Here is a 14,713-nt window from a genome sequence, read left to right as displayed (position 1 = left end):
CCNGATCTGCGGTGTTCACAGAACCCTGTGGGAGCGGGCTTGCCCGCGAAGACTGACTAACAGACGCCGAAATCCTTACGCCCTGGACCACACCCCGACATTCACCAGATTCTTCGGCCGTTCCCCAGCCAACGCCATCAGCAGATTCTCCACCGCACATTCGGCCATCGCCTCGCGCGTCTCGTGNGTCGCCGAACCGATATGCGGCGTGGCCACCACGTTGTTCAACGTCAACAATGGCGAATCGTGATTCAGCGGCTCACGCTCAAACACATCCAGCCCCGCCGCNCGAATCTGCCCGGTGCGCAACGCCTCGATCAGCGCCGCTTCATCCACCACCTTACCCCGGGAAATGTTGATGAAAATGCTCTCGGGGCGCATCAAGGCAAACTCCTCAGCGCCGATCAACCCTTCGGTTTCAGCCGTGAGCGGCAAGGTCAGGCAAATGAAATCGGCCTGTTGCAACAGTTCAGTCAGGCTGCGGTACTGAGCATCAAAGCGTTGTTCAACCGCCGGTTTCGGCGAGTGGCTGTGATAGATCACCGGCATGCCAAAGCCGAAATGGCCGCGCTGGGCCAACGCCTCGCCGATGCGCCCCATGCCGATGATGCCCAGGGTCTTGCCGTGCACGTCGCTGCCGAAATGCGAGGGGCCGATATTGCGGTTCCACTGACCGGCACGGACCATGTTCGCCAGTTCNACCACGCGGCGGGCGGTGGCCAGGATCAACGCAAAGCCGGTGTCCGCCGTGGTTTCGGTGAGTACGTCCGGGGTGTTGCTGAGCAGAATGCCGCGTTGGGTCAGGTAGTCGATGTCGTAGTTGTCGACACCGACCGAGACACTGGCGATGGCTTCAAGATCGGGCGCCAGGTCCAGTAATTGTGCATCCAGTTTCAGACTGGCGCCGAGTAGACCATGGGCACGGGGCAGGGCGGCGCGCAGTTGTTCGATGCCCTCCGGGTTGAGGTTGTCGATCAGTGTCACGTCGGTGTGCTCATGCAGGCGAGCCATCAACAGCGGCGAGAGTTTCTTGTACAGCACGACCTGCTTTTTCATCGTCATCATCTCAACTTCAAATTCAAGGGTGAGCCGTCACTGGCTGTGGTGCAGCGGCTTTGGCCACAACCCGGTCACTGGCGCCGGGCTTGAGGAAAATCGTCAGCACCACCGAGAGCATCAACGCGCCGCTCATCAGCAAGTAAGANGCGCCGGGCGAACCGGTGCTGCTATTGAGGTAACCCACCAGATAGGAACCGCCAAACGANCCGAGCGCGCCCATGCTGTTGATCAGCGCCATGGCGCCACCGGCAACGTTGGCCGGCAGGATCTCCGGGACAATGGCGAAGAACGGGCCATAAGGCGCATACATGCAGGCCCCGGCGATCACCAACAGGGTGTAGGACCACCAGAAGTGCTCGGCGCCCAGGGCGTAGGACGCGTAGAAAGCGATGGACGCAATCAGCAACGGCGGCCACACAAAACGTTTACGTTTTTGCAGCTTGTCCGAGCCCCAGGACACCGCGAGCATACCGATGACGGCTGCCAGGTAAGGCAGCGCCGAGAGCCAGCCGGCTTCGATCATGTCCATCTGCGCGCCGGCCTTGAGGATCGACGGCAGCCACAGCACAAAGCCGTACACGCCGATGCTCCAGCAGAAAAACTGCAGGGCCAGGATGATCACNTTCGGCGAGCGGAAGGCTTCGGCGTAGTTCTTCACTGCTTTGATACCGACCTGTTCGGCGGCGAGGGCGCTTTCCAGGTCGTGCTTCTCTTGGTCGGTCAGCCACTTGGCCTGGGCCGGACGGTCATCGGCCAGACGCCACCAGATAAACGCCCAGATCACCGCCGGCAGGCCTTCAACGATAAACATCCAGCGCCAACTGAAATGCTGCACCAGATAGCCCGACACCACCGACATCCAAAGCATGGTCACCGGGTTGCCGAGGATCAGGAACGTGTTGGCCCGCGAGCGTTCGGCACGGGTAAACCAGTGGCACAGGTAGACCAGCATCGCCGGCATCACCGCCGCTTCCACCACCCCAAGCATGAAGCGAATCGCGATCAACATATAGGCGTTGGACACCACGCCGGTCAGGGTGGCCAAGCCGCCCCACAGGATCAGGCTGACGAAAATCAGTTTTTTAACGCTGCGCTTCTGCGCATAGATCGCGCCGGGTACCTGAAANAAAAAGTAACCGAGGAAAAACAGCGCCCCGAGCATTGANGACATGCCGGGGGTGATCATCAAGTCTTCGGCCATCCCGGAGGCGGCGGCGAAGCCGTAGTTGGCGCGGTCCAGGTACGCCAGGCTATACGTGATAAACACGATGGGCATGATGTACCACCAGCGGCGGGTGGCGAGTTTCAAGGTGTCCATGGNGGTGCTCCTGAGCTTGTTGTTTTTGTCGCAGCAGGTAACGGGTTAGAAATCTTCAGTGACTGTGCGGGCCTGCTCGCGATTGGAGGCGTCAAACTCTGCGAACAGCTCGGATCGGGNCTGTGCGGGCCTGCTCGCGATTGGAGGCGTCAAACTCTGCGAACAGCTCGGATCGGGTCGGCAACCCCTCCATATCCCCCCGACTCTGCACCGCACGGCTGCCAATCCAGTTGGCCCGCTGTACGGCCTCGGGGAAGCTGAGGTTGTCGAGCAAGGCGCTGATCATGCCGACGGCAAAGCCATCACCGGCGCCGACGGTGTCCACGACNNTTGCCACCGGCACACCCGCGACAAACCCCTGATCCTGTTGCGTGCGGTAGTACGCGCCATGCGGCCCGAGCTTGATTGCCACCGCTTCTGCACCTTGATCGAGATAAAACGCCGCAATGTCCTCCGGGTCTTCAAATCCGGTCAGCAAACGGCCCTCACTCAACCCCGGCAACACCCAATGGGCGAGGGCGGCGAGGCGGTTGATCTCGCGGATCATCAGTTGCTCACTGGCCCACAGAGACGGGCGCAGGTTCGGGTCGAATGACACGCTGCGCCCGGCATTACGCATGCGGGTCATCAACTCGAAGGACATTTCCCGGGCCGACGCAGACAGCGCCGGAGGAATGCCGGTAGCGTGCAAATGTCGCGCGTTGAGCAACGACGGGGAGATCGACTGCACCGACAAATGACTGGCCGCCGAACCGCGACGGAAATACTCGACCGCCGGATCGCTGCCATCGTCGGTACGGGACTTGAGCTGAAACCCGGTCGGATGCGCCGGGTCGATGGCGACATGGCTGCAATCCAGGCCTTCTTTTTCCAATGTATCGACGACAAACCGCCCGAGGGAATCAGCCCCGACCCGGCTCAGCCACGCCACGTTGAACCCCAGCCGCGACAGGCCGATCGCGACGTTGCTGTCCGCTCCGGCAATGTGCTTGTGGAATTGGCTGACGGCCGCCAGATCACCGTTCTGCTCGGCAACGAACATGGCCATGGTTTCGCCGAACGAGAGGATATCGAACTCAGACATGGGCACTCTCCAGGCGGGATTGACCGAGGCGGGCGAGGGTGGCGACGTGGTCGGTGGTCAGTTGCACCAGATCATCGCCTTGCAACGGATATTCCGCCGCGCGCATAACGCCTTGGGCCATGTGGCGCAACAGTTGTTCCCACAGGTGCACATCGCTGGCCGCTGGCGGGATGGCGACCAGTTTGCCGTCGGCCCGGCGCGCAACGGCTTTGCAATGCACGTAGCCGACATGCCGACCGAGCAACCGCGCAGCATTGATGGCGGACTGGTCCTGCCATTGCCAGTTGCCGATGTCGAAGGTCATCTTGATCGGCAGTCGGTGTTGCTCGACCTCGCCGAAGAAGCGTTGGAACGGCTCGATACGACCGCCGTGCAGGGTCTGGTCGTTTTCCACCAGCAGCTGCACCGGGCTTTGCGCGAGGATCCGGCTCAAGGTTTGTAGATCGTTGTTGTCAGTGAAGTAGCCCAAAGAAACTTTCAGCCATTTGGCGCCGAAGGTTTCAGCGCGCTGGAGGGTGGTGAGCAGTTCAGGATTGGGTTTCGACTGACCGGCCAGCCACAGTTCCATCGGCGAGGAATAGATGCTTTCCAGGCCTTGTGCCTGGGTGGCGTCGGCCAGTTGCAGCGGGTTTTCATCGGTCAGCAACTCTTCGCGCCATTCAATTCGTGTGGCGCCGGCAGCGGCCAATACCTCGATAAAACTGCCTTGGCCGCGTTGGCGGACCAGATCGGCGCCGTAGCTCGACAGGCTGATGGAAACGGGTGGTTTATTCATTGTTTTGCACCTCTGAAACCGGTTTCATTTTTGTTCAAAAAAAAGGACTGCTTGAGTGATGGGGTGTTCTTGAAGGCCCCATCGCGGGCAAGTCGAATCGCGAAGATGCCCGCAGATTCCGAATCGCGAAGATGCCCGCAGATTCACCGCAAATCCCCCAGGGTCGACCCTCGCACAACCAACCGCGCCGAAAAATCCATCGTCCGCACCGGGCCGTCGTCCCCGCGCAACCGCTTGAGTAAACACTCAAACGCGTTTGCGCCAATCTCTGCCGTCGGCTGGGCAAGCGCCGTTATCCCGCTGCCCACCAGCGGATACCAATCCAGATCATCCAAAGCGATCAGCCCGACATCCTCGAACAGATCGCACTGCAACTCACGCAACGCATGGGTGGCGGCCAACGCCGCAATGCCGTTGGCACAGAACAACGCTTTGGGACCCGGGCCGGGGGTGTCCAGGAAGGTTTTCAACTGCGCAGTCAGCTCGCTACCGGTTTCCACCACCGTGCCGGCCAGCGTCGGACGCTGCCCGATCTGTGCCTTGAAACTACTGACCCGCTCAATCCGCGAACTGGTGCCGTCAAACGGTTCGGTCACCATCAGCACGTCGCGATAGCCGCGTTCCTGCAAGTGGGCGATGGCCATTTCCACAGCGGCCGGGTTGTCCAGCCCGACCAGATCACTTTCAAGCTGCTCGACCTTGCGATCCACCAGCACCATCGGCATCTCCCGATGCAGTTCNAGCAACTGGTCGAGGTGATGGCCAAGGGTGTTCACGATCAACCCTTCGATGTTGTACGAACGCAATGCTGCCAGATGCTGGCGCTCCTGCTCGTCATCGCGGTCGGTGTTGCACACCACCAGGCTGTAGCCGTGCTGACGGCAGGCGGTTTCGACGCCGTGCATCACGGCAATGGAATAGGGGTTGCGGATATCGGCCACCAGCATGCCGATCAGGCGAGTGCGCCCACGTTTCAAGCCCCGCGCCATCTGGTTGGGGCGATAGCCGAGTTGGGCAATCGCCTGCTCGATGCGCAAGGCAATGGCATCGGAGAGCAGGGCGCGGTCATCGCCGATGAAGCGCGAGACGCTGGCCTTGGANACGCCGGCGTGTTCGGCGACGTCAAGCATGGTGACGCGGCTGCGCTGGGCGGCGGAGAAGTCGTTCACGGTTTTCAACCTTGTTGTTGGAGTTTGTGCAGGCTGGTTATGAAACCGGTTTCAGAAGACACCATTCGTGAGGATGCGTCAAGCCAGTGGAGTCTCAGTGCGTGGGGAAAAAGCCGATGAACGGTAGCTTTACCTGTCAGATCTGACAGTAGCCACACCACTGAACTCGGCGCTTAATTTCGGTTGAAACGTTGCATCGCCTGCGGCGAGCGTAACCAGCGCATGGAGCCTGCGCCGAGCAGTGCCCATACGCCGAGGCAAGGCAGGGAAATCAGGAAAAATGCCAGCGACAGATACACCACCTGTACCAGCCGATGTTCACCCGTTCCGGCAAAGACGCTGACGACGGCGAGGGCCATCATCCATGTTTTCGGGTTAATCAATTGCAAGCTGGCGGCGCCCACCGCTCCAAGTCGCGCCTTGGTTTCCTGCGCGGCAACGGATTGCGCCGGGGCGCTGAAAATCTGCCACGCGAGGTAACTCAGCCACATCACTCCGATCCATTGCATGGCGGTTTGCACGGCGGGCAACGCGCTCAGCGACGAACCAGCTCCGGTACCCACCACCAAAACAAGGGTGGCGGCGCTGGCACAGGCACCGAGAATGATCGGCAGTGCGGCAGAAAGTCCATATCGGGCGCTGTTACTCAGCACCAGAATGTTGGTGGGGCCGGGCGTGATCGACGCCACGAAAGCAAACAGCAGGAAAGGCAGGAACGTCGGGAAAGAGGGCAGCATCGTGGGCAAACTCCGGTGAAGATCGATGATGACGATCTTCACAATCGGCGTATCACCTGTCTGGAAGATTTGAGCAGCGCTTGCGGTACAGCGCGGGTGTCAGGCCATAGGCTCTTACAAACCAGCGGCCCAGATGACTTTGATCGGAAAACCCCAATTCCATGGCGATTGTGGCCGGTAGTTCTCCGCGGGCCAGCAGGCGACGCGCGGTGGCCAGGCGTAATTGCACGAGGTAAGCATGGGGTGCGATGCCATAAGCGGCCTTGAACGCGCGGGTCAAACGGAATCGATCTACGCCAGTTGCCGCAGCTAATTGATCGAGACCGATGTCGTAACGGGCGTTGGCATGCAGGTACTCCCGGGCCTTCTGCGCCACCCGGGGCAGGCGCGGGTCTTCCGCATAACGGGTGCGCCAGTGCAAGTGAGTGGTGAGGCGCTCCAGTAACCCGTCAAGAGCGCTCTGGCGCACGATTCTCAATTCCGCCCCGTGCAAGGCTTCAAAGGCGAGGCTGATGGCGTGAGCCAGCCTTGTATCACTGGCCAGGGTGGTGGCGAAACTCAATTGACTATTAAGCGGCGCGTCTTCGAACAGCGCGCTCAACTCACGTTCCAGCCACTGTGGATCGAGATACAACATGCGGTAGGTGAACCCATCCTCCGTCGGCGCCTCTCCGTCGTGGATGTCGTAAAAATACAAAACTCAAGTCTGATTCAGCGGTTCGCCCAACCCCAAGGCAACACTGGTGGCCTGAGCCCGCCGGGTGTCGCTGGCCATGGTGGTGGCGAAACTCAGCCATGCGGATCGTAAGCGTGGCCCTCGAAATGCGCGCGTAGGGCCTCGATGCCGGTGTCGGCGTGCTGGGTCAGGTCGATCCAGTTGTGAGTGGTCATGGTGCACCTGTTAAACCGATTGCCGACTTATTTAACGCGCACGCCGGGAACAATGACTAGAACGTTTGTGCAGCCATCAGTTAAACAACCCTGCCGCAATATTGATCGAGAACCCCAGAATCGCCGTGTTGAACAAAAAACCGATCAATGATTGCGCCAGCACAATCTTGCGCATGCTCCGCGTGGCAACGCCTACATCGGCCGTCTGCACCGCCACGCCAATGGTGAACGAGAAGTACAGGAAGTCCCAATAGTTGGGCGTTTCCAGTCCTTCAGCGAAACGCAACGCCAGGTCCTTGCCGTCCCAGGTGTAGAAAAGACGAGCGTAATGCACGCTGAAAATCACCCCGATCAGCAGCCATGAACCGATGACCGTTAGTGCGGTGAAGCCGTAATGCAGGAGCTTGCGGGTGGTTTCCATGTCCTTGCTGCCGNCCAGGTTCAGCGTGATGGTCGCCAGGCTGGCAATCGCCGCGATGCACACCATGAACAGCACCAACCCGGCGTTTTCGTCTTCGATCTCGGCAATGCGTTTCACGTCCGGCGCCTTGGCGCGGGCGGCGAGCCAAAACATCAGGATCAGGTAGGTCCAGACCCCGACATTCCAGCCAATGAGGATTTTGCTGATGATCGTGTCGGCGGGCGCCAGGATGCCCACCGCGACGCCAAGGGTGGCGGCAGCGGACAGACGAGGGTGGGTGCGGGCGAGAAAGGGCATGGGTGCTCGATGGACCAGGGTATGCAAACACCTTAGTCCAGTGTGGTCTGTTCTGACCACACTGGAGAAAACAACACGCCCCCGGTGGGTCAGATGTCTTTATGGCGCTTGCGGACCAGCTTCATCACCACCACAAAAAACACCGGCACAAACACCACCGCCAGCGTCGCGGTGATCATCCCGCCAATCACCCCGGTGCCGATGGCTTGCTGACTCGCCGAACTGGCCCCGGTCGCAATCGCCAACGGCACGACACCAAGAATGAATGCCAGCGACGTCATCACAATCGGCCGCAATCGCAGGCGCGCGGCTTGCAGCGTGGCGTCGATCAAGTCTTGCCCNTGCTCATACAAGTCCTTGGCGAACTCGATGATCAGGATCGCGTTCTTCGCCGACAAGCCAATGATGGTGATCAGGCCGACCTTGAAGAACACATCGTTAGGCATGCCGCGCAAGCTCACCGCCAATACGGCGCCGAGCACACCCAGCGGCACCACCAACAATACCGACGTTGGAATCGACCAGCTTTCATACAGCGCGGCCAGGCACAGGAACACGATCAACAGCGACAGGCCCAACAGNATCGGTGCCTGACTGCCGGACAAACGTTCCTGCAACGACAACCCTGTCCACTCCTGACCCAACCCTGCCGGGCCGAGCGCAACCAGGCGCTCGATTTCCGCCATGGCTTCGCCGGTGCTGTGGCCAGGCGACGGCTCGCCGGAAATGGCGATGGCCGGGTAGCCGTTGTAACGCGTCAACTGCGCAGGGCCCTGGGTCCATTTGGCTTCGACGAATGCCGACAACGGCACCATTTTTCCGCCGTCGTTACGCACGTGGATCTTCAGCAGATCGTCCACCTGACTGCGTTGATCGCCTTCAGCCTGAACCACCACCCGTTGCATCCGCCCCTGATTGGGGAAGTCGTTGATGTAAGCCGAGCCGACTGCCGTGGACAGCACATTACCCACGTCCGCGAAGGAGACCCCAAGGGCGTTGGCCTGCTTGCGGTCAACCTGCAACTGCACTTGCGGCGCTTCAGCCAGGGCGCTTTCGCGCACGTTGGCCAGGATCGGGCTTTTCTCGGCGGCCGCCAGCAACTCGGTACGTGCCTGCATCAACGCGGCATGGCCGACACCGCCACGGTCCTGCAAGCGGAACTCGAAACCGCTGGAGGTGCCAAGGCCGTCNACCGGCGGCGGCAGCACCGAGAAGGCCACCGCATCCTTTATCTGGCTCAGCGCAATGTTGGCACGGTCGGCAATCGAACTCGCCGAGTCGTCGCTGCCCCGATCCGACCAATCCTTCAGCGTGGTAAACGCGAGTGCGGCGTTTTGTCCGCTGCCGGAAAAACTGAAACCGAGAATCACCGTGCTGTCGCCGACACCCGGTTCTGTGGCGTTGTGCGCTTCAATCTGCTCCACGACCTGGACCGTGCGGTTTTTGCTCGCACCTGGCGGTAGCTGAATGTCGGTGATGGTGTAGCCCTGATCCTCAACCGGAAGGAACGAGGAGGGCAGGCGACTGAAACACAGGCCCAGACCGATCAGCAGCACGCCGTAGATCAGCAGATAACGGCCTGTGCGTTTCAGTGCATAGGCCACCCAACCTTGATAACGCTCGGTCAAACGATCGAAACCACGGTTGAACCAACCAAAGAATCCGCTCTTTTCGTGGTGCTCGCCCTTGGCAATCGGTTTAAGCAAGGTAGCGCATAAGGCCGGGGTCAACGTCAGGGCGAGGAACGCCGAGAACAGGATCGAGGTTGCCATCGACAGCGAGAACTGCTGGTAGATCACCCCGACCGAACCCGGCATGAACGCCATTGGCAGAAACACCGCGACCANCACCAGGGTGATGCCGATGATCGCCCCGGTGATCTGCTTCATTGCCTTGCGCGTCGCCTCTTTGGGCGACAGGCCCTCGNTGGCCATGATCCGCTCGACGTTCTCCACTACCACAATCGCATCGTCCACCAGGATGCCGATCGCCAGCACCATGCCGAACATGGTCAGCACGTTGATCGAGAAGCCCAGCAACAACATGGTGGCGAAGGTGCCCATCAGTGCAATGGGCACCACCAGCGTCGGGATCAAGGTATAGCGCACGTTCTGCAGGAACAGGTACATCACCGCAAACACCAGCGCCATCGCCTCGNCAAGGGTGTAAACCACTTTGGTGATCGAGACTTTAACGAACGGCGAGGTGTCGTAAGGAATCTTGTATTCCACGTTCGCCGGGAAGTAGCGCGCCAGTTCATCCATCTTCGCTCGCACCAGGGTCGCGGTGCTCAGCGCATTGGCGCCCGGCGCCAACTGCACGCTGACGGCGGTGGAAGGCTTGCCNTTCAGGCGTGTGGAGAACTGGTATTCCTGGCTGCCGATCTCCACCCGCGCCACGTCCTTGATGCGCACGGTGGAACCGTCGGGGTTGGCCTTGAGGACGATGTCGGCGAATTCTTCCGGCGTCGACAATTGGCCTTTCACCAGAATGGTCGCGGTGATTTCCTGGGTAGAGCGCGTCGGCAAATCGCCGATGCTGCCCGCCGAGACCTGGGCGTTCTGCGCGCTGATTGCAGCGTTCACGTCGGCCGGGGTGAGGTTGAAGCCAATCAACTTCTGCGGGTCGATCCAGATACGCATGGCGCGCTCGGCGCCATACAGCTGGGCTTTGCCCACACCGTCCAGGCGCTTGAGCTCGTTCATCACGTTGCGTGCCAGGTAATCGCTGAGCGCGACGTCATCGAGCTTGCCGTCGTTGGAGGTCAGGGTGACCAGCAGCAGGAAGCCAGCGGAAACCTTTTCCACCTGCAAGCCTTGCTGGGTCACCGCTTGCGGCAAGCGCGGCTCTACCGCTTTAAGGCGGTTTTGCACATCAACCTGGGCCATTTCCGGGTTGGTGCCCGGCTGGAAGGTGGCGGTGATCGTGGCCGAACCCAGGCTGCTCTGGGATTCGAAATACAGCAGGTGATCGGCGCCGTTGAGCTCCTGCTCAATCAGGCTGACTACGCTTTCATCCAGGGTCTGGGCCGAAGCGCCNGGGTAAACGGCGTAGATTTCGATCTGCGGCGGTGCGACGTCAGGGTATTGCGCCACCGGCAACTGAGGAATGGCCAATGCGCCGGCCAGCAAGATGAACAGGGCAACCACCCAGGCGAACACCGGGCGATCGATAAAGAACTGCGGCATAAAAAGCGTCCTGCTTACTGACCAGAAACCTGGGCAAGTGGAAGAGGGGTGTTGTCGATCTGGACTTTCTCACCGGGCTTGGCGTGTTGCAGGCCTTCGGTGACGATGCGGTCGCCGGGTTTGAGGCCGCCGGTGACGATCCAGCGATCGTTCTGTACCGCGCCCAGTTCTACCGTTTGCTGGCCGATGCGCTGTTCGGCGTCAATCACCAACACCTGGGCAATACCGGCGCTGTCACGCGTAATGGCGCGTTGCGGCACGCTGATGCCTTGCTTATCAACCGCTTGTTCCAGGCGCACGCGCACAAAACTGCCGGGCAGCAGGTCGAGGTCCGGGTTGGGGAACTCGCTGCGCAGGATGATCTGCCCGGTGCCCGGGTCGACGCTGATCTCGGCAAACAGCAATTTGCCCGGCAGCGGGTACAGGCTGCCGTCGTCCTGGATCAGCGTGGCCTTGGCCTGGTCCTGGCCGACCTGCTTCAAGCTGCCGGCACGGAAGGCGCGGCGCAGGTCATTCAGCTCGCGGGTCGACTGGGTCAGGTCAGCGTGAATCGGGTCCAGTTGCTGGATGATCGCCAGTGGCGTGGCTTCGTTCTGGCCCACCAGTGCACCCTCGGTCACCAGCGCGCGGCCGATTCGGCCGGAGATCGGCGCAGTGACGGTGGCGTAGCCCAGGTTCAGCTTCGCCCGGTCCACAGCGGCTTTGCTGGCGGCGACATCGGCGGCGGTTTGCCGGGCACTGGCCCGGGCGTTGTCGTAATCCTGGCCGCTGATGGCATTGCCTTCGATCAACTGGGCATAACGCTGCTCCTGCAATCTGGCCTGGAACGCGTTGGCGTCAGCCTTGCGCAGCGCGGCTTCGGCACTGTCGAGGTCAGCCTTGAAGGGTGCCGGGTCAATTCGGAACAGCACATCGCCTTTTTTGACGTCGCTGCCTTCGCGAAAGGTGCGTTGCAACACGACGCCGGCGACCCGGGCGCGGACTTCGGCAATCCGTGGCGCGGCAATCCGCCCGCTCAGTTCGCTGGTGATCGACAGGGGCCGGGCTTCGACGGTTTCGACACGAACCGTGGCCAGAGGCGCCTGTTCTTCAGCGTTCGAGGACTTGTCACAAGCGCTCAGCGTCAACGCCAGCGCCATCAGGCTGAGCTTGGCAAGCAGGTTCTTTGACATGTAATTACCCCAATAATGACTGCCCGCATCCTACGGGGAGGCGAGGAGAGTAGCGGTGAAGCTTTGTTGGTGCTGTGTGAAATTGTGTAAGGGTTTTGCTCACGGGCGTGCGGGGGCGTATATCCTTGGCCGCTTGAAACTTTTTGCGCCTGACAGGCCGCCATCGCGGGCAAGCCCGCTCCCACAGAGATTTGGTGTGAGCACAGACTTTGTGAACACCACCGAACACTGTGGGAGCGGGCTTGACCGCGATGAGGCCTGACCGGGCGCCACTGCACTTTCTGGAAACACCCATGCCCAACATCCTCCTGGTCGAAGACGACACCGCGCTCTCCGAACTGATTGCCAGCTACCTGGAACGCAATGGCTATTCAGTCAGTGTCATCAGCCGTGGCGACCACGTGCGCGAGCGCGCACGCCTTAACCCGCCGGACCTGGTGATCCTCGACCTGATGTTGCCGGGGCTTGACGGCCTGCAGGTGTGTCGCTTGCTGCGTGCCGACTCGGCGGGCTTGCCGATCCTGATGCTCACCGCGCGAGACGACAGCCACGATCAGGTGCTGGGCCTGGAAATGGGCGCTGACGACTATGTCACCAAGCCCTGCGAGCCGCGCGTATTGCTGGCGCGAGTGCGCACCTTGTTGCGCCGCAGCAGCCTGTCCGACCCCCAGGTTGCCAACGACCAGATCATCATGGGCAACCTGTGTATCGACCTGTCCGAACGCACGGTGACGTGGCGCGAGCAAGCGGTGGAGCTGTCCAGCGGTGAATACAACCTGCTGGTGGTGCTGGCCCGGCATGCCGGTGAAGTGCTCAGCCGCGACCAGATTCTGCAACGCCTGCGCGGTATCGAGTTCAACGGTACCGACCGCTCGGTGGACGTGGCCATTTCCAAGCTGCGCCGTAAGTTCGACGACCATGCCGGCGAAGCGCGCAAGATCAAGACCGTGTGGGGCAAGGGTTACTTGTTCAGCCGTTCCGAGTGGGAATGCTGATCCATGTTTCGTGCGCTGCTACGCCTNTACCTGGTGACCATCGTCTCGTTCAGCGCGGCGATTTACCTGGTGCCGGACTTGGTCATCAAGGTTTTCCATGAACGGTTCGTCACCTATAACCTCGATTATTCGCGCGGGCTGCAAACCCTCATCGTCAAACAGTTCCACGCTGTGCCCGAAGCGCAGTGGCCGGCGCTGGCGAGCGAGATGGACAAGGAATTCGCCCCGCTGCGCATCGTCCTCACCCGCCATGACGACCCCGATTTCACCCTCGACGAACGCCAGCGATTACAGCGTGGCGAGAACGTCGTGCGCATCGGCGACTGGGGCTGGCGCACACTCGCCGTGGCGCCGCTGAACCCGCAGAGCGTTGTCGAAATGGTCGTGCCGCCGGACCCGATGGACGTCAGCCTGTTGTACTGGAGCATCAACGTCCTGATCGGCGCGACGATGCTCGCCTGCCTGTTGCTGTGGCTACGCCCGCACTGGCGGGACCTGGAGCGCCTCAAAGGCACCGCCGAACGTTTCGGCAAAGGTCACCTCGGCGAGCGCACGCAGATTTCCCCACACTCCAACATCGGCAGCCTGGCCACGGTGTTTGACACCATGGCCGACGATATCGAGCGCCTGCTCAACCAGCAGCGTGACCTGCTCAATGCGGTCTCCCACGAACTGCGCACACCGCTGACGCGCCTGGACTTCGGCCTGGCCCTGGCCCTGTCGGAAGACTTGCCCCAGGCCAGTCGCGAGCGGCTGCTGGGGCTGGTCGCGCACATACGGGAACTGGATGAATTGGTCCTGGAGTTGCTGTCCTACAGCCGACTGCAAAACCCGGCGCGGCTGCCGGAACAGGTCGAAGTGTCGCTGGACGAGTTTATCGACAGCATTCTGGGCAGTGTCGATGAAGAACTGGAGTCGCCGGACATCGTGATCGACGTGCTGCTGCATGGGCAACTCGAGCGCTTCGTGCTGGACCCGCGACTGACGGCTCGTGCCATTCAAAACCTGCTGCGCAACGCCATGCGCTATTGCGAAAAGCGCATTCAGATTGGCGTAAAGGTCTGTCCGAAAGGCTGCGAAATCTGGGTCGATGACGACGGCATCGGCATTCCCGACGATGAGCGCGAGCGGATCTTTGAACCGTTCTATCGGCTGGATCGTAGCCGGGATCGGGCCACGGGCGGGTTTGGTCTGGGGCTGGCGATCAGTCGTCGGGCGCTGGAAGCGCAGGGTGGGACGCTGACGGTGGAGCCTTCGCCATTGGGTGGTGCGCGTTTTCGTTTGTGGCTGCCTACCGCCGCCTGACGCACGCGATGTAGCAGCTGTCGAGCCTGCGAGGCTTCGTTCGAGCCAGGGTCGCGCTCGACTGTACCTGTCAGATCTGACAGTAGCGGTCATCGGCCGGGCGGTGTTGAATAAAAAGGACGTGCTCTTTTCTATCCAGCCATCGCAGCCCGGCCTACAGGGACTTTCCCATGAATACGATGACCACATTCACCCTCGACAAACCCCTCATTCCGGGAATGAAAGAACCGATTCCGGGGCCGGACGGCGCCGACGCCGGGCTTCCACTGGCGTTGACTTACCTGTATCCGGAAGGGGTCAAA

General features: G+C 61.0%; 11 protein-coding genes and 2 pseudogenes. 2 read left to right on the top strand and 11 right to left on the bottom strand.

Annotated elements, in window-relative coordinates; translation table 11 throughout:
* Positions 1-75: 75 nt before the first annotated feature.
* From B7L09_RS02455 to B7L09_RS02410, 11 genes and pseudogenes are all read right to left on the bottom strand, one after another.
* A complete protein-coding gene (locus tag B7L09_RS02455) occupies positions 76-1,056 on the bottom strand; it encodes a 2-hydroxyacid dehydrogenase (RefSeq protein WP_094467571.1) in 981 nt (326 codons plus the stop codon).
* Positions 1,057-1,078: 22 nt separating this feature from the next.
* Complete coding sequence (locus tag B7L09_RS02450; RefSeq protein WP_094467570.1) at positions 1,079-2,377, bottom strand: MFS transporter; 1,299 nt, start codon at positions 2,375-2,377, stop codon at positions 1,079-1,081.
* 91 nt (positions 2,378-2,468) lie between these two features.
* Entirely contained in the window at positions 2,469-3,461 is a 993-nt protein-coding gene (locus B7L09_RS02445) for a sugar kinase (RefSeq protein ID WP_094467569.1), read from the bottom strand.
* Positions 3,454-4,236, bottom strand: coding sequence for a sugar phosphate isomerase/epimerase family protein (locus B7L09_RS02440; RefSeq protein WP_094467568.1), 783 nt, complete (start codon positions 4,234-4,236; stop codon positions 3,454-3,456). The genes B7L09_RS02445 and B7L09_RS02440 overlap by 8 nt, the downstream gene beginning before the upstream one ends.
* Positions 4,237-4,379: 143 nt before the next feature.
* The gene (locus tag B7L09_RS02435; protein ID WP_094467567.1) at positions 4,380-5,405 is read right to left on the bottom strand and encodes a LacI family DNA-binding transcriptional regulator; all 1,026 of its coding nucleotides are present in this window, start codon (positions 5,403-5,405) and stop codon (positions 4,380-4,382) included.
* Between the two features lie 173 nt (positions 5,406-5,578).
* Entirely contained in the window at positions 5,579-6,142 is a 564-nt protein-coding gene (locus tag B7L09_RS02430) for a LysE family translocator (protein WP_094467566.1), read from the bottom strand.
* 52 nt (positions 6,143-6,194) lie between these two features.
* Positions 6,195-6,830: pseudogene (locus tag B7L09_RS02425) on the bottom strand (AraC family transcriptional regulator); the annotation flags it as partial.
* Between the two features lie 104 nt (positions 6,831-6,934).
* Positions 6,935-7,033, bottom strand: a pseudogene (locus tag B7L09_RS31150) (AraC family transcriptional regulator); the annotation flags it as partial.
* Positions 7,034-7,109: 76 nt separating this feature from the next.
* On the bottom strand, positions 7,110-7,751 hold the full coding sequence (locus B7L09_RS02420; RefSeq protein ID WP_094467565.1) for a DUF1345 domain-containing protein: 642 nt from the start codon (positions 7,749-7,751) through the stop codon (positions 7,110-7,112).
* Positions 7,752-7,840: 89 nt separating this feature from the next.
* Positions 7,841-10,939, bottom strand: a complete 3,099-nt coding sequence (locus B7L09_RS02415) for a multidrug efflux RND transporter permease subunit (RefSeq protein WP_094467564.1) — start codon at positions 10,937-10,939, stop codon at positions 7,841-7,843.
* A 14-nt stretch (positions 10,940-10,953) separates the two neighbouring features.
* Positions 10,954-12,111: an efflux RND transporter periplasmic adaptor subunit gene (locus B7L09_RS02410; RefSeq protein ID WP_094467563.1), complete on the bottom strand. Its 1,158-nt coding sequence runs from the start codon at positions 12,109-12,111 to the stop codon at positions 10,954-10,956.
* A 293-nt stretch (positions 12,112-12,404) separates the two neighbouring features.
* Here B7L09_RS02410 and B7L09_RS02405 point away from each other — a divergent pair, with 293 nt between their 5' ends.
* Together B7L09_RS02405 and B7L09_RS02400 are read left to right on the top strand one after the other, a co-directional pair.
* The gene (locus tag B7L09_RS02405) at positions 12,405-13,106 is read left to right on the top strand and encodes a response regulator (protein WP_094467562.1); all 702 of its coding nucleotides are present in this window, start codon (positions 12,405-12,407) and stop codon (positions 13,104-13,106) included.
* 3 nt (positions 13,107-13,109) lie between these two features.
* Complete coding sequence (locus B7L09_RS02400) at positions 13,110-14,411, top strand: ATP-binding protein (RefSeq protein ID WP_094467561.1); 1,302 nt, start codon at positions 13,110-13,112, stop codon at positions 14,409-14,411.
* Positions 14,412-14,713 lie beyond the last annotated feature (302 nt).

The sequence above is a fragment of the Pseudomonas mandelii genome (assembly GCF_002251635.1).
Classification (GTDB): Bacteria; Pseudomonadota; Gammaproteobacteria; order Pseudomonadales; family Pseudomonadaceae; genus Aquipseudomonas; species Aquipseudomonas mandelii_B.
This window is presented reverse-complemented; position numbering and strand designations above follow the sequence as displayed.

Coding starts and splice junctions, on each gene's coding strand:
- B7L09_RS02405 (WP_094467562.1), top strand. CDS start 12,405: ATGCCCAACATCCTCCTGGTCGAAGACGACACCGCGCTCTCCGAACTG.
- B7L09_RS02410 (WP_094467563.1), bottom strand. CDS start 12,111: ATGTCAAAGAACCTGCTTGCCAAGCTCAGCCTGATGGCGCTGGCGTTG.
- B7L09_RS02440 (WP_094467568.1), bottom strand. CDS start 4,236: ATGAATAAACCACCCGTTTCCATCAGCCTGTCGAGCTACGGCGCCGAT.
- B7L09_RS02430 (WP_094467566.1), bottom strand. CDS start 6,142: ATGCTGCCCTCTTTCCCGACGTTCCTGCCTTTCCTGCTGTTTGCTTTC.